We start from the raw sequence: 15998 nt of genomic DNA, 5'->3' as shown, positions 1-15998 counted from the left end.
TTTACTTGCTTAATAAAATTTACTTGAGTGGAGGAATGGTCGTATGTCAATGAAGATTAGCACGGATCAGTTTAAAGAACGTGTTGATAAAGGGATCCATGATGACTTCATGCGGGGTGCCGTTGCAGGAGCACAGGACGGTATGGGCGTAAAAAGGCGTGTTGCAACAGAAGAATTAGGAAACTGGGAAGAATGGCGCTCACATGGAGAAGAAATCCGTCAACATGTGTTAGAGCACTTAGATTATTACTTAGAGCAATTAAGTGAGAATGTAGCTAAGCGGGGTGGGCATGTATTTTTTGCTCAGACTAAGGAAGAAGCTAATGATTATATTCGTGAAATAGTTAAGAAAAAAGAAGCAAAGAAAATTGTTAAATCCAAATCAATGGTAACAGAAGAAATCAGCTTAAATGCAATGCTGGAACAACAAGGCTGTGAGGTAATTGAAACGGATCTAGGTGAATACATTCTTCAAGTTGATGATCATGATCCGCCATCTCATATTGTCGTGCCGGCCCTGCATAAAAATAAAGAGCAAATTCGCGACGTGTTTACTGAAAAACTTGGTTATAAAAAAACTTCAAAACCAGAAGAATTAGCCTGGCATGCACGTGAAATGCTTAGGAAGGAATACCTATCAGCCGATATTGGTATAACCGGATGTAACTTTGCAGTGGCAGAGACCGGGTCTTTTAGTTTAGTGACGAATGAAGGAAATGCTGATTTAGTTACCGCGTTACCAAAAACACAAATTACCGTTATGGGTATGGAAAGACTTGTCCCTACCTTTGAAGAGATGGAAGTTCTTGTTAGTTTATTAACGAGAAGCGCCGTAGGGCAAAAATTAACCAGTTATATTACCGTGCTAACAGGACCCAAAGAAGCGTTGGATACGGATGGTCCGGAGGAATTCCACCTTGTCATTGTCGATAATGGCAGATCCAACATTCTTGGCGGGGAATTCCAGTCGGTATTGCAATGTATCCGTTGTGCTGCTTGTATTAATGTATGCCCAGTGTATCGTCATGTGGGCGGACACTCCTACGGCTCGATCTATTCTGGCCCAATAGGTGCGGTTCTGTCTCCTTTATTAGGTGGATATGACGAATTCAAAGAATTGCCTTACGCATCAACTCTATGTGGTGCTTGCACTGAGGTATGTCCGGTAAAAATACCGTTACATAACCTTCTCCACAAACACCGTGAAATCATTGTCGAAAAAGAAGGAAAAGCACCTATTTCCGAGAAACTGGCAATGAAGGCTTTTGGTTTAGGGGCAGCATCACCACTCTTGTATAAGCTTGGTTCGAAAATGGCACCAGCTGCATTGAACCCGTTTACGGTTGGAGAGAAAATATCAAAAGGGCCAGGTCCATTAAAGGCTTGGACAGATATTCGTGAGTTTCCGGCACCAAATAAAGAGCGATTCAGAGATTGGTTTAAAAACCGTGAAAAAGGAGGCAAATAATCATGGTAGGGACGATTCAAAATCGGGATAAATTTTTAAATCAAATTGCCGACCGCCTTGAACGCCCACGAATTTCCTCGGCGGTTGAAAGGCCGACTTGGAAATTCCAGCCCCAATATGAGGTGTTAAAGGATGCTACTCAGGACGATTTGTTAGAGGTATTAACAGAACAATGTAAGAAAATCCATACAAACCTCTATGTAACAGACAGCAAAGATTTAGCAACTACTCTTAACAAAGTGGTTTCAGGCTATGGTGGCGGTCCAATTGTAACCTGGAAAGATGAGCGCTTTTCTCAGTGGGGGCTGGATCCTCTCTTTAAGCAAGAATGGCCTAGCCGGAAAATGGAAGTATATGAATGGAATCACACCAAAGGGAAAGAAAATATCGCGAAAGCGGAAAAGGCTAATGTCGGGATTACCATAAGTGAAATAACACTTGCAGAATCCGGAACGGTGGTTTTGTTTAGCAATGAGAATAAAGGAAGAACGATTAGCTTTTTACCAGCAACCTATATTGCACTTGTACCGAAAAGCACTTTAGTTCCACGGATTACGCAAGCTGCTCAAAAGATGAGGGAGATTCACAAGGAAACGGGGCATGTTGCTTCCTGCATCAATTTTATTACCGGACCAAGTAACTCTGCGGATATCGAATTGAATCTAGTTGTTGGTGTCCATGGGCCAGTAAAAGCTTCCTATATTATTATTAACGATCTTTAAACAAAATGAAATGGTCTGTATCCGGAAATGGATGCAGATCATTTTTTTTTAATCTGTTATATAACACAAATATACCTGTTATATAATTATGAAAGCTCTTTAAAGTCATATATGATAACGCTTATTCAATAAAAATTTTATCTGTTTCAAAATAATTATCATTATGTTTGACTTTTATCACAGCGTAATAAAAATAGTTGTCTTACAATAGTTTTTGGGAAGTTAAATTTTTATGTCTATTTCGTGTTAGTTTATTGAACGAAGTTAGGGAGGGACATTATGTCTATTTTACCGAAAAAAAATGAATTAGGATTTTTTGAAATCCGTCTTGAATCAATTGGGGGGCTGGGAGCTAACTTAGCTGGAAAAATGTTAGCGGAGGCTGGTGTTTTAAGTCTTGGCTTGAAAGGATCCAATTTTTCATCCTACGGCTCTGAGAAAAAAGGGTCTCCAGTAAAGAGTTTCATTCGCTTTTGTGAACCAGATGTAGAAATTAGAGATCATAGTCCAATTGAACAACCACATATTGTTGGTGTTTTCCATGAAGCCTTATATAGAACGGTTGATGTTGTTAGCGGTTTGAATGCTGATAGTATAGTCTTAGTAAATACAGCAAGGGATTTTGATGAAGTTAAAACGGATTTACAATTAGATTACGGTACACTAGCGATTGTTGATGCCCTACAGATAGCCGTAGAGGAAAAAACTAAAGTAAATACGGCAATGCTCGGAGCATTATATCGTATTTGTGATTTTCTAGATCCTGAATCCATGAGAGACGTGATTCGGAAAACGTTTACGAAGAAATACCCGCATCTTGTTGAACCAAATATCCGCACTTTTGACCGCGGTTATAATGAGGTTCAATTTAAAACATATAAAGTGCCAGAGGAGGCTGAAGGAAAAGCCTTCACACGTCCACTTCCACAGCTTGGATACTTGACTCAGGATATCGGTGGTGTCATGGTTTCTCAAGCAAATAGTATTTTTAAAGATTTAAGTGGTTCACGCCAAGGATTCCTTCCGGAGTTCCAACAAGACAAATGTATTCACTGTGCTGCATGTGACAACGTTTGTCCTGACTTTTGCTTCGTTTGGGAAGAAGGAGAAGATAAGCGTGGAAGAAAACAAATGTTCCTTCAAGGTATTGATTACCAATACTGTAAAGGCTGCCTGAAATGCGTGGAAGCTTGCCCAACCGACGCACTCGGTGATCTTCGTGAAATGCTTAGGTATGCAGATAATAACCGCGTAAAGCAAAACATTCCTTATATTGCAGGAGGAATCCAATAATGGCTATTTTAGAAGATAAATTAACAACAAAAGGTGTAGCAGAACAAATTTCAACTTTTGAATCTGGAAATGAAATGGCTGCTATGGCGGCAGCACAAATCAATTATCATATTATGGGATATTTTCCAATTACACCTTCAACAGAGGTTGCTCAATTTTTAGATCAAATGAAAACGCGCGGGGAGCATGATATTAAACTGATTCCTGCAGATGGCGAGCACGGTTCAGCAGGTATTTGCTACGGTGCTGCGGCAACTGGTGCACGTGTTATCAATGCAACCAGTGCAAATGGATTCTTATATATGCTTGAACAAATGCCTGTCCAATCAGGGACTCGTTTTCCAATGGTTATGAATCTAGTTACTCGTGCCGTCAGTGGTCCGCTTGATATTCGTGGCGATCACTCTGATCTCTATTATGCATTAAATACTGGCTGGGTAATCTTAACAGCAAAAACACCGCAAGCTGTATATGATATGAATATTATGGCGCTTAAAATTGCCGAACATTCAAAGGTTCGCTTACCAGTTATTGTTGCTTATGATGGCTTCTTTACATCCCACCAAAAGCGTCGAGTGGAATTCTTTAAGGACCGCAGTGTTGTACAGCAATTTGTAGGTGAATGTCCAACCGATTACAACTTTGTTAGAGACTTGAGGAAGCCAGTAACGATTGGTGCTCATATGAGTGGTGATGACTTCATTAACAATCACTACCAACAATCAGAAGCAATGTACAATGCTGGTGAGGTATTTAAGGAAGTGGCTGCGGAATATGCTAAGCTTTCTGGAAGAGAATATCCAGTTCTAGATTTATATAAAATGGAAGATGCAGATGTAGCATTATTCCTATTAAACTCTGCGGCAGAATCTGCTAAAGATGTAGTGGATCAACTTCGTGCAAAAGGAATTAATGCAGGTGTAATTAGCCCGAATATTATCCGTCCATTCCCTGCAAAGGAAATTCGTGAAGCCCTTAAGAATGTAAAATCATTATTAGTTGGGGAACGTGCGGATTCTTACGGAGCAAATGGTCCTAACCTTACACATGAAGTGAAATCTGCACTTCAAGATGACAAAGACAACCAGACGATCGTGTTAAGCCGCGTATTTGGTCTCGGCGGTAAGGATTTCTATGCAACTGATGCGCAGGCTTTCTTTGAAATGGCACTTGATGCAAATGAAAAAGGCTATGCTGAAAAGCCATTTGATTACTATGGTCATATTCCAGGTAATCCTGAAAAAATCCTTAAGCCTGTTATTTTGCCACAGCACGGGGATGTTTTTAAAACAGGTTTAATTGATGTGAAAATGGATGAAGAAACCAAAAAATTAAAGGTGAAAATCCCGCCGTTACGTGCTTTAACTGGTAAACCGAAACGGATTGCCTCCGGTCACGGGGCATGTCCAGGGTGCGGAATTTTTGCTGGACTCGAGTTATTCTTTAAAGGGATTGAGGGAGACATTGTTACTCTATTCCAAACGGGATGCGCTTATGTAACAACAACATCTTATCCTAGCACCTCCCATAAGCAAACGATGATGCACAATTTGTTCCAAAACGGTGCCGCTACGCTTTCAGGTACTGTTGAAGCATTCATGGAATTAAAACGACGCGGCGAAATTGAAGTATCGGATGACGCCACATTTGTTATGATTACTGGTGATGGTGGTATGGATATTGGTATGGGTTCAGCGATTGGTACTGCTCTTCGCGGACATAAACTGATTATGCTTGAATATGATAATGAGGGCTACATGAATACAGGTTCACAAATGTCTTATTCAACACCACTGGGTCATATGACAAGTACATCAGGAGTTGGAAAAGCACAGCGAGGAAAAGCTTTCCACCATAAGGATACTCCGCAAATTATGGCTGCTACCAATATTCCTTATGTGTTTACTGGTTCGGAAGCCTTTCCACAGGACTTAGTTAAAAAAGGTGCAAAAGCACAATGGTACGCACAAAATGTTGGAACAGTATATGGAAAACTTCTCATCACATGCCCACTAAACTGGAAATCTGATGACCGTTTTGGTGCAAAGATTATCGAAGCTGCTGTAGATTCTTGCTTCTTCCCGCTTTATGAGGTAGAACAAGGTGTTACAACCATAACTTACAATCCAGAAGAGAAGAACAAGCGAATTCCACTTTCTGATTGGTTAAAATATATGGGGAAAACAAAACACCTACTTAAAGATGAAAACAAGCCAATGCTAGAAGAATTTGAGGCAGAAGTTGAGAAAAGATGGCAGAGACTCAAAGCAAAGAATGAAAATCCAATGCTGTAAAAAAAGCAAATCAAAAAACACTTCCTTTGGGATGTGTTTTTTTGTTGGTCATTGACAGGGCTTTTTAAATTTGATATATATCTAATTAGATGTATATCAAATTAGAATGAAGCGGAGGTAGTGCATTGATACAATTAGACCGTGTTGTTGCGTTTTATAAAACGATGGGGGATCCCACACGGATTAGAATCGTTGCTATATTAGCAAAAGGTCCACTCCATGGGCAGGCAATAGCAGGAAAGCTTGGCTTGTCCGCACCTACGATTACCCATCATTTAAAGAAATTACGAGAGATCCATGTGGTGTATGACAGAAGAGTCAAGAATACGATTTACTTTTACCTAAATGAATCGTTGATTAACCAGCAGGCAAAGGTGTTTACAGAGCTGCTAGAAAAAAAGGGGAAGGAGTTGGATGAAATGGTCGAGTCAAGTATCGAGAGACAAAAAATTATCGAGAACTTCTTTATGAAAAATGGGAAACTAAAGAACATTCCTGCCCAAAGGAAGAAGAAATTAATCGTGTTCGAACACATGGTACGTGATTTAAAAATAGGTGAAAAGTACGAAGAAAAACAATTAAACGAGTATATAAAACAATTCCATGATGATTATGCAACTATTCGCAGAGAGTTTATCATAAATCATTACATGTTCCGCGAAAATGGTATTTATGAACTAAATCCAGAAGAAATGTGGGCAAAACTTGACTAGAAAAGCAATCCGAAAGTTCGGATTGCTTTTCCTATTATAATGCTTCTTTTACAGTCGTTATGAAAGAAGAAAGGTTCTTTATTTCTTTTCGTTGTTTAATTAGGATTGTACCGAGATCTAATGTTCTCTGCTTAGCAGTAATTCTAGTTTGATCTTCCTCGATCCCATCTAAATCAGCAACATGAGCAAGACCAATTGTTCTTCTGATTAATTCGCAGCCTGCAAAGCCGATCGAGTCCTCAAAAAACTTAGTTAAATTATAGTTTAAATATGTGGTGGATTTAGCGTAATCGTCTTTATTCTCCGTATTCCATAATTGTGTAAATTGATCCTCAAATACATTCCATACCGTTTCAATATGATTGAGGAAAAGATCACGTTGTTCAACATTTGCTATTACCTGAAAGAGAAGATTTGCAAATACTTGGCCGATATCAAATCCAGCTGGTCCGTAAAAAGCAAATTCAGGATCGATTACTTTTGTTTCATAATTATCGGCAAAAACACTTCCGGTATGAAGATCACCATGGAGGAGAACTTCAGCCTCTGTTAAAAAGCGTTTCTTCAAAATATTTACATGAAATTTTAGTTCTTCATCCTGCCAAAGCTCTTCGACTCCAGGACGCAGTCCTTCCTCGAAATCGTTGGTTTCTGCATCAATAAAAGGATCGGTAAAGATTAAATCTTCAGTTATTTTGCAAAGCTCGGGATTGATAAACTGTTGTACATATTCCTTTTTTAAGGAAGGGCCTAATCCATAATCAGAAGTGTAAAATAGTGTTTTTGCAAGATATTCACCTAGATGCTTTGAAATTAATGGATAGGTTTCTCCTTTGATAAAGCCAGTTCTTGCGATCGAAAGATGGGAAAGGTCCTCCATTACGGTTACAGCTAGGACATCATCTGTGAAAAAAACTTGGGGCACATAATCTGGAGCAATCTGTCCGAAAATTTTTAAGGCATCCGCTTCAATCTTTGCTCTTTTCAAAGTTAATGGCCAGCTTTCGCCAACTACCTTTGCATAAGGGAGAGCTTGTTTGATAATAACACTTTTTCCTTCTAATTTATCAACAATATGAAAGACTAGATTGAGATTCCCATCGCCAATCTCCTTGCAGGAAAGTTTTGCATGCTGGTCAAAAATTTTCAATTCAAGTGCCAGTTCAACTGCACTCTCGTTTGTTAAAGGCTGGTATGTTTTTTGTTTTAGTAGACTCATTATGGTTCCTCCTCGTTTTAGGGAGGCTTAGTTATGCACGCAGGCACTAAAAAAGCCTCTTTCTCATCTGAAAGAGGCTGATAGACAATATTGTCTGTCGCACCTCTTATCTCTCAGAAAGATAATCCTTCTGTTGGAATTAGCACCGTGCCTTAAAGGGGGGGATCCCCAGCGCAAAAAAGCGCCCCATTTCAATGGGTTTCCGGTCGGTTGCTGGGCTTCAAAGGGCCAAATCCCTCAGCCAGCTCGTGATAAGAGAAAACCTATTTAACTGGTAAAAATCATATCAGTAACAAAGAGAAAGTGTCAATATTTTTTGAAAATTATTATTTATAGAATTCTGGTTTTCTATCCGTGAAAATAGGAATTTGCTTACGGACCTCCTTGACTAAGTCCATCTCAATTTCAGCCGATAGGATTTCTTCCTTCATTCCAGCCTCAGCAATGACCTCACCCCACGGGTCAATAATCATTGAGTGACCAGCAAAATGGTTATTTGGGTCATTTCCAGAACGGTTACAGGCAATTACATAACATTGATTTTCAATTGCTCTTGCAATTAAAAGGGCCCTCCAGTGGGACAATCTGGGTGCAGGCCATTCGGCCACAACAAACAGTGCTTCTGCACCTTCTGATGTGTGAGCGCGTATCCACTCTGGAAACCGGATATCATAACAGATCGACCCAGCAAACTGGTGATTATCAAGTTGGAAAAGTCCCTTCTCAGCGCCAGGCTCTAAGAAAACATGCTCATTCATGAGTTTAAAAAGATGTAGTTTACTATACTGGTGTACAAGCGTGCCATCTTTATTAATGATGAGGAGAGTATTTTTTACTCCTGTTTCTTCTCGGTTTGCAACTGAGCCGCCAACTAAATGAACCTGATTTTTTTGTGCTGCATTTCTCAGAAATTCAATCGTTTGTACTGCTTTTGGGTCTGCAATTTCATTAAGGCGGGTCAAGTCATAACCCGTTGTCCATAGTTCTGGAAGGACAATGATATCGGGTTGTTCAATCAGTGCTTTTTCAATGAGTCTTTCGGCAGTTTGGTAGTTTTTATTGGGATTGCCAAAGACGATATCCATTTGCAGACATGAAATTTTTAATTTCACGAATCTTCACCTCGTTTGAAATTTCGGAATTTTTTCTTTACAAGCCATTATAAAAGTTATATCATTTGTGACTAGAAATTCATAATGATTCTTATAAATAATTAAGCAGGTGAGAATAATGAAGCAATTTCCACCATCAGAACTATTAACTAGTCTTCCGAAGCAATTTTTTGCTTCACTTGTTAAAAAAGTAGGGGAGTATATTTCACAAGGGTTTGATGTGATTAATTTAGGGCAAGGCAACCCCGATCAGCCAACGCCTTCTCATATTGTTAAAAAACTTCAAGATGCAGCAGTGAATCCATTAAATCATAAATATTCTCCTTTTCAGGGACATCGTTATTTAAAACAGGCTGCCGCTGATTTTTATTTAAGAGAATATGGAGTGACCATTGATCCGGATAAAGAAGTGGCAATTTTGTTTGGGGGTAAAGCAGGACTTGTCGAAATCCCTCAATGCTTATTAAATCCGGGGGATACCATCCTTGTACCTGACCCCGGTTACCCGGATTATTGGTCTGGGGTTGCTCTTGCAAAAGCTGAAATGGTTACGATGCCGTTACGAGAGGAAAATAACTTTCTGCCGGATTATTGCGAACTGGATAAGTCTGTTTTATCAAAAGCAAAGTTAATGTTCCTCAATTATCCTAATAATCCAACAGGAGCTACAGCTACTCATGAATTTTTTGATGAGACTATTAAGCTAGCGAGTGATCATGATATTTGTGTTGTTCATGATTTTGCCTATGGTGCTATTGGTTTCGATGGTGAAAAACCAATAAGTTTTATGCAGGTTGAAGGGGCTAAAGAGGTTGGGATAGAGATATATACTTTATCAAAAACCTTTAATATGGCAGGCTGGCGTGTTGGTTTTGCTGTTGGGAATGAGAGTGTGATTTCAAGCATCGAACTTTTACAGGACCATCTTTATGTTAGTTTATTTGGGGCTGTACAAGAGGCAGCGGCTGAGGCTTTAATGGGCCCTCAGGATTGTGTACGGGAACTAAACGATCTTTATGAGCGAAGACGTAATGTATTGATTGATGGGCTTCGTTCATTGGGATGGAATGTCACCGCGCCAAAGGGTTCCTTTTTCGCGTGGCTCAAAGTTCCTGAGGGCAAAACATCTGAGGAATTTGCTAACATTTTACTTGAACAAGCACATATCATGGTTGCACCGGGAATTGGCTTTGGAGAATTTGGAGAAGGATATGTCCGTGTTGGGTTATTAACATCAGAACAACGATTAGCCGAAGCTGTTGAAAGAATTAGTCGTTTGGAAATATTCTGTTAAATCGATTGACATTTTTTATTTTTCTTGCGATAATGCAAATTAAAGTTAAACAACATTATAAATTTAATAAAATACGAATCGTTTTCTTATCAAGAGCAGGCGGAGGGAAAAGCCCGATGAAGCCCGGCAACCGACTTAAACCAGTTTTAGGCACGGTGCTAATTCTTGCAGCAACAAGCTGATAGATGAGAAGATGTTAGTTTGCGGCTAACCTCTTCTTTGTTGAAGAGGTTTTTTATGTTTTTTGAAAGGACGTGTTTTTGAATGTCTAAAATAATTGCTACATATTTACTGCATGATGAAAAAAAGCCAACCAAAAAGGCTGAAGAGATTGCACTTGGATTAACTGTAGGTTCATGGACGAACTTGCCTGAACTAGAGCAAAGCCAATTACGCAAGCATAAAGGCAGTGTGGTATCAGTTGAAACGATTCCTGCAGAAAAAGGTGACCAATCTTTAATCCGCATATCCTATCCAGCGATTAATTTTTCTAATGACCTGCCTGCTATTTTAACAACCGTTTTCGGTAAGCTTTCATTAGATGGAAAAATAAAATTACTAGATTTACAGTTTGATGATGGATTAAAGAGTCAGTTCCCTGGCCCAAGGTTTGGAATTGAAGGTCTTCGGAAGAAATTAAACGTTTATAATAGACCGCTTTTAATGAGTATCTTTAAAGGAGTGCTCGGTAAAGATCTCGCATTTTTAGTTGAGCAATTAAAGCAACAAGCCCTTGGTGGTGTAGATTTTGTGAAGGACGATGAAATCCTTTTTGAAAATGAGCTAACACCATTTGAAAAAAGAATTGTCGAAGGAAAAAAGGCATTGCAAGAAGTATTTGACCAAACAGGACATCGAACTTTGTATGCAGTTAACCTAACGGGTAGAACATCGCAGCTGAAGGAAAAAGCAAGGAAGGCTGCAGAGCTTGGAGCGGACCTCTTACTGTTTAATGTGTTTTCCTATGGCATAGACGTCCTGCAGGAATTAAGAGAAGACGATAAAATTGCCTTACCGCTCATGGCACACCCTGCAGTTAGTGGTGCTTTTACATCATCTCCAGTTTATGGATTATCCCATTCATTATTGCTTGGAAAGTTGCTTCGTTATGCTGGTGCTGATTTGTCGTTGTTCCCATCCCCATATGGAACCGTGGCGTTAGAGAAGACGAAAGCACTGTCGATTGCAAGTGAGTTAACCGTAGAAGATGTCTTTAAAAAGTCATTCCCAGTTCCATCAGCGGGAATTCATCCAGGCTTGGTTCCTTTATTAATTCATGACTTCGGTATTGATTCTGTCATTAATGCAGGCGGAGGGGTCCATGGCCATCCAGATGGTGCACGCGGAGGGGGCCTTGCGTTCCGTCAAGCGATTGATACCAACCTTAAAGGAAAGTTATTAGCCGAAGGTGCAAAACAGCATCCTGAGCTCCATACGGCACTAAAACTATGGGGTAATGCAGAGGTGACCGTATGACAAAACCAGTGATTTTTTGTGATTTTGACGGAACGGTAACTGAAAGTGATAACATCATTAGCATGATGGAAAAGTTTGCTCCTCAAGGGTGGGAACGGATCAAAGATCAAATCCTCTCACGTGAGATTTCGATCAATGAAGGAGTCGGGAAACTTTTCTCCTTATTACCAAGTAAGTTAAAGGATGAACTGACTGAGTTTGCGATTGAAAATGCAAAGATTCGCCCAGGATTTGGAGAGTTTGTTGAATTTGCGCGTGCAAAAGGTATTCCATTTTATATTGTTAGTGGCGGTATTGACTTCTTTGTTTATCCAATCTTGGAGAAATATGGTCCATTTGATGGAGTTTATTGCAATGAATCGGATTTTACAGACGAGAGAATAAAAATTCTATGGCCGAATGAATGTGATTCATTATGTAACAATGATTGCGGATGTTGTAAACCAAGTATTATTCGTAAATTAAACACTCAGGAAAACCGTTTCAAAATTGTTATTGGAGATTCGGTAACTGATCTCGAGGCAGCAAAACATGCGGACTTTGTGTTAGCAAGAGATTTACTTCAGGAAAAATGTGTGGAATGGGGAATCAATCATCAAGGATTTACATCTTTTTTCGACTGTATCGAGGAAATTAATAAAAGAATTGAGGTGGATGAACTAACATGCTAAATGAAAGATGGAACGAATTAGCCGATGTAAAGGATGAGTTAGCTGAGCGTGATTGGTTTATGGGTACGAGCGGTAACCTGGCGATTAAAGTAAGTAATCATCCGCTTCAATTTTTAGTAACAGCAAGTGGAAAAGATAAACGCAAGCGAACAGATGAAGATTTTTTACTCGTGGATGAATTTGGCCGTGCAGTTGAAGAAACACATTTAAAGCCCTCAGCAGAGACACTTCTTCATGTCGAAATTTACCGTCGAACCAATGCTGGCTGCAGTCTCCATGTGCATACGATTGATAATAATGTGATCTCAGAAGTTTATGGTGATAATGGTGAGGTCACATTTAAAGGTCAAGAGTTAATCAAGGCCTTTGATAAGTGGGAAGAGGACGCAGTCTTAACAATACCAATTATTCACAATTATGCCCATATCCCGACACTTGCTAATAAGTTTTCTGAACATGTTTCAGGAGATACTGGAGCTATCTTGATTCGCAACCATGGAATAACGGTATGGGGGAGAAATGCCTTTGAGGCTAAAAAAATCCTTGAAGCCTCAGAGTTTTTATTCCGCTACCAATTACGTTTACTAGAGCATAAACCATATCAATTATTTAAAGTCGTGTAAAAAATATTAAAAATGAGAGGATGATGAAGAATGGCTTATATTACTTTTCAAACCAGAGAAGAGCAAATTCATGAACTAGAAGAGGTTGCAAGCTTTCTGGAGTCGCAGGAAGTTATTTATGAAAATTGGGATATTAGTAAGCTTCCCGCTGAACTCGTAGAAAAGTATCTTTTAAGCGATGAAGAAAAGGTAGAAATTCTAGCTGCATTTGAAGGCGAAATCGCAGATATTTCTGCTAGACGTGGCTACAAAGCTCAAGATGTCATTTCTTTATCAGAAAATACTCCAAATTTGGATGTATTACTGACAAACTTTAAAAATGAGCATCATCATACAGATGATGAAGTTCGTTTCATAGTCAGCGGCCACGGTGTCTTTGTCATCCAAGGTAAAGATGGTGAGTTCTTTGAAGTACATCTCAATCCAGGAGACTTGATTTCTGTACCTGAAAATACAAGGCACTATTTTACCCTTGAAGAAGATCGGAAAGTGGTTGCTGTAAGGATTTTTGTTACCACCGAGGGATGGGTACCTATTTACGAAAAAGAAGAAGTAAATCAATAACAGATACTAAAACTGGCTGCAGATTATTGCAAGCCAGTTTTTTTATTGTGTCTATAAGAATGGTGAAATGGAATAAAACGCTTGCAAACTAGAAGAATTTTGTCGTAAAAACAAGAATTTATTTGAGGGATTTGTCGAATAACGAAAGAAATAGGATGTTTTGTCTACTTTTGCGATTGTGTTTACTTTTATAATAATTCTTGTCATAATTCATCAAGTAGTCTAATTTTTTGTTGTTTACAGTAATAGAGTAAGAGGTAGGGGGATAATCGTGTGCGAGTATAGTAATACACAGATTGAAATGATCGAAGAGATAAAGGCTAAAAGGGAATTAATGATAAATAGCGCGAATACACAGGGGTTTACCAATGAGATGACAATAAGATATAGCCAGGAGCTAGATGAATTAATAAATGAGTATCAAAAAGTAATGGACCAAATCTCTAGGCCAAATGAAGAAATTAAATTTGCCTTTAAACAAATGATCATGGTTTGGCCGAAGATTTTAGTCTAACGATAATTAAGTAAGAGAGTGAAAAGTTTAAATTTGTTCAGCCGCTTAGTTAAAGATAAAAATTTCTTATGAAAAAATATCAATTATGTACACCATGACAAGCAACCCCAAGATAAACGCATAGGTGGAAACGCGCTCATTTCCGTCGCCATGGCTTTCAGGAATTAATTCTTTATAAATAATAAATAACATGGCACCAGCAGCAAATGATAGACCATAGGGGACTAGTCCTTGAACAAATGAGGTTAAAAAATACCCTAATAAGGAAGTAATGATTTCAATGGCTCCAGTTAAGGTTGCAATAATGAAGGCCTTCAGTTTACTAATTCGCTGATTGATTAAAAATAATGCGACAAGTAGGCCTTCCGGCGCATTTTGAAACCCAATAGCTAAAGCAATTAAATTTCCAGTATCCCCCTGTTCGGATGCATAGCTTACGCCAACTGACAATCCCTCAGGAATATTATGAAGGGTAATTGCAGATATAATTAACAACGCCTTCTCATCAAATTGAATTCCCTTTTTGTTATGCTGTAAGTCAATATGAGGGATATTTTTTTCCAAAGTAGTCAGCACCCATACTCCTAAACAAACTCCTACAAAAAGTGAACCAAAGCCTCCTGTTCTTAATGCCTCAGGGATCAACCCAATCGTAGAAGCTGCCATCATAATTCCTGCACTAAATGCTAATAAAACATCTTTCCAACGATGTGTAATGGAATGAGGTATAAAAAGTATAATTAGTGCACCTGCCCCCGTAGATAACGCCGAAAGAACACTTCCGAAAATAACTTCAGTCATTACACATCTCCTTTCTTGTCCAATTAATCCAAATCAAATATCTACAATATTAGACAGTAGCTGTGATTTTTATCATTGTTTATATCTTAATATTTCATATAGTTATATTAGTACTACTTTATCTAATATTCACATCACGATTAACTACATATCTTACCACAAACTGTAATAACTTCAACTTTTACAAACCACTGCTTAGCTACTGCATAAGATTTTTAAGAATGTTAAATGATCACTAGTTTTAGGTTAAATCGAGAAAGAAAAAAAGAAAACTATCAATGTTTGGTACTATGCTTGTGTTGCGATTCATATATCGTAAATAAAAGCATTTTTAAACCATAGGAAGCAAACGCTTTCAATAATCTCAGATCATATGGAGGAGGGAAAGTCCTACATGCATATTGTCGTATGTGTCAAACAAGTACCAGATACAAAAATTATTAAAATTAATCCTAAAACCAACACACTCGACCGTCGCAGTGCACCAGCCATCTTGAACCCTTACGATGCCCATGCAGTTCAGGAGGCCGTAAAAATTAGGGAAAAAACAGGAGGTACCATTTCCGTCTTATCAATGGGACCACCCCAAGCGACTGATATTATCAAGAAGAGTGTGGAAATAGGTGCTGATAAAGGATATTTAATTTCTGACCGTGCCTTTGCAGGGGCAGATACACTGGCAACTAGTTATGCGCTTTCGAAAGCTTTAGAAAAAATCAATAAGGAACACCCAGTTGACATGATTATTTGTGGGAAGCACGCGATTGATGGTGATACGGGACAAGTTGGACCTGGTATTGCAAGAAGAATGGATATCCCGCCAATAACTAATGTAATTGAAGTTTCTGAAGTCAATCAGAAAGAAAACACCGTTCTCATTAAACGGAAATTAACCAATGGCTATGAATTGATTCAATCCAATCTTCCATGTTTATTGACGGTTGAAAAAGAAATTAATGACATCGACTATTCGCCCATGCCGAACATGATTAAAGCGGCAAGGTACGAACCAATTATTTGGGCAGTAAGTGACTTTGAAAATGTAGAACGGTCACAACTAGGACTAAAAGGTTCACCAACCATTGTTGGAAAAATGTTTACGCCACCACGTCCAGAAGGCGGGAAAAGACTAGAGGGTACTAGTGATGAACAGGTTAACCAGCTAATGGCGCTGTTGATGGAGAAAAAGGACCTGTTAACAATCCAATCATCTAAATAATAACGATTATCTTTT

General features: G+C 38.8%; 15 protein-coding genes and 2 riboswitches. Of the genes, 12 read left to right on the top strand and 3 right to left on the bottom strand.

The features are described from left to right. Positions 1 to 43: 43 nt before the first annotated feature. The 5 genes from COE25_RS14580 to COE25_RS14560 all read left to right on the top strand — a co-directional run bounded on the left by COE25_RS14580 (position 44) and on the right by COE25_RS14560 (position 6490). Positions 44 to 1468, top strand: coding sequence for a LutB/LldF family L-lactate oxidation iron-sulfur protein (locus COE25_RS14580; RefSeq protein WP_098933108.1), 1425 nt, complete (start codon positions 44 to 46; stop codon positions 1466 to 1468). A 2-nt stretch (positions 1469 to 1470) separates the two neighbouring features. Beyond that, positions 1471 to 2190, top strand: a complete 720-nt coding sequence (locus COE25_RS14575; protein ID WP_088086191.1) for a LutC/YkgG family protein — start codon at positions 1471 to 1473, stop codon at positions 2188 to 2190. Positions 2191 to 2469: 279 nt separating this feature from the next. Continuing rightward, a complete protein-coding gene (locus tag COE25_RS14570) occupies positions 2470 to 3483 on the top strand; it encodes a 2-oxoacid:acceptor oxidoreductase family protein (RefSeq protein WP_098933107.1) in 1014 nt (337 codons plus the stop codon). Then, positions 3483 to 5777 (top strand): transketolase C-terminal domain-containing protein, encoded by a 2295-nt coding sequence (locus COE25_RS14565; protein WP_098933106.1) that lies wholly within the window; start codon positions 3483 to 3485, stop codon positions 5775 to 5777. The genes COE25_RS14570 and COE25_RS14565 overlap by 1 nt, the downstream gene beginning before the upstream one ends. A 128-nt stretch (positions 5778 to 5905) precedes the next feature. Continuing rightward, positions 5906 to 6490, top strand: coding sequence for a DUF2087 domain-containing protein (locus COE25_RS14560; RefSeq protein WP_098933177.1), 585 nt, complete (start codon positions 5906 to 5908; stop codon positions 6488 to 6490). A gap of 34 nt (positions 6491 to 6524) precedes the next feature. On the opposite strand, the gene mtnK is transcribed toward COE25_RS14560, so the two are convergent. After that, complete coding sequence (mtnK, locus tag COE25_RS14555; protein WP_098933105.1) at positions 6525 to 7709, bottom strand: S-methyl-5-thioribose kinase; 1185 nt, start codon at positions 7707 to 7709, stop codon at positions 6525 to 6527. A 103-nt stretch (positions 7710 to 7812) separates the two neighbouring features. Then, positions 7813 to 7967: riboswitch (SAM riboswitch) on the bottom strand. A gap of 68 nt (positions 7968 to 8035) precedes the next feature. Then, on the bottom strand, positions 8036 to 8821 hold the full coding sequence (locus COE25_RS14550; RefSeq protein ID WP_098933104.1) for a carbon-nitrogen family hydrolase: 786 nt from the start codon (positions 8819 to 8821) through the stop codon (positions 8036 to 8038). Positions 8822 to 8939: 118 nt separating this feature from the next. Between COE25_RS14550 and COE25_RS14545 the strand changes: the two genes are divergently transcribed. The 6 genes from COE25_RS14545 (at position 8940) to COE25_RS14520 (ending at position 13963) form a co-directional block, all read left to right on the top strand. Further along, entirely contained in the window at positions 8940 to 10115 is a 1176-nt protein-coding gene (locus tag COE25_RS14545) for a pyridoxal phosphate-dependent aminotransferase (protein ID WP_088086196.1), read from the top strand. Positions 10116 to 10198: 83 nt separating this feature from the next. Beyond that, a riboswitch (SAM riboswitch) is annotated at positions 10199 to 10307 on the top strand. Positions 10308 to 10379: 72 nt separating this feature from the next. Continuing rightward, positions 10380 to 11591, top strand: coding sequence for a 2,3-diketo-5-methylthiopentyl-1-phosphate enolase (gene mtnW, locus COE25_RS14540; protein WP_098933103.1), 1212 nt, complete (start codon positions 10380 to 10382; stop codon positions 11589 to 11591). Continuing rightward, the gene (locus COE25_RS14535) at positions 11588 to 12262 is read left to right on the top strand and encodes a 2-hydroxy-3-keto-5-methylthiopentenyl-1-phosphate phosphatase (protein ID WP_098933102.1); all 675 of its coding nucleotides are present in this window, start codon (positions 11588 to 11590) and stop codon (positions 12260 to 12262) included. The genes mtnW and COE25_RS14535 overlap by 4 nt, the downstream gene beginning before the upstream one ends. Beyond that, positions 12256 to 12885, top strand: coding sequence for a methylthioribulose 1-phosphate dehydratase (locus COE25_RS14530; protein ID WP_088086199.1), 630 nt, complete (start codon positions 12256 to 12258; stop codon positions 12883 to 12885). The genes COE25_RS14535 and COE25_RS14530 overlap by 7 nt, the downstream gene beginning before the upstream one ends. 30 nt (positions 12886 to 12915) lie before the next feature. Continuing rightward, entirely contained in the window at positions 12916 to 13449 is a 534-nt protein-coding gene (locus COE25_RS14525; RefSeq protein WP_088086200.1) for a 1,2-dihydroxy-3-keto-5-methylthiopentene dioxygenase, read from the top strand. A 271-nt stretch (positions 13450 to 13720) separates the two neighbouring features. Next, positions 13721 to 13963 (top strand): aspartyl-phosphate phosphatase Spo0E family protein, encoded by a 243-nt coding sequence (locus COE25_RS14520; protein ID WP_088086201.1) that lies wholly within the window; start codon positions 13721 to 13723, stop codon positions 13961 to 13963. 66 nt (positions 13964 to 14029) lie between these two features. Here the strand turns inward: COE25_RS14520 and COE25_RS14515 are convergent, their stop codons facing one another. Further along, on the bottom strand, positions 14030 to 14764 hold the full coding sequence (locus tag COE25_RS14515) for a ZIP family metal transporter (RefSeq protein ID WP_098933101.1): 735 nt from the start codon (positions 14762 to 14764) through the stop codon (positions 14030 to 14032). 394 nt (positions 14765 to 15158) lie between these two features. Here COE25_RS14515 and COE25_RS14510 point away from each other — a divergent pair, with 394 nt between their 5' ends. Beyond that, positions 15159 to 15983: an electron transfer flavoprotein subunit beta/FixA family protein gene (locus tag COE25_RS14510; protein ID WP_088086203.1), complete on the top strand. Its 825-nt coding sequence runs from the start codon at positions 15159 to 15161 to the stop codon at positions 15981 to 15983. The last annotated feature ends 15 nt before the right edge of the window (positions 15984 to 15998 follow it).

This window comes from Bacillus sp. AFS031507 (assembly GCF_002584635.1).
GTDB lineage: Bacteria > Bacillota > Bacilli > Bacillales > Cytobacillaceae > Neobacillus.
Note: the sequence above shows the minus strand (reverse complement) of the source record. Positions and strands in the feature narration are given on the sequence as shown.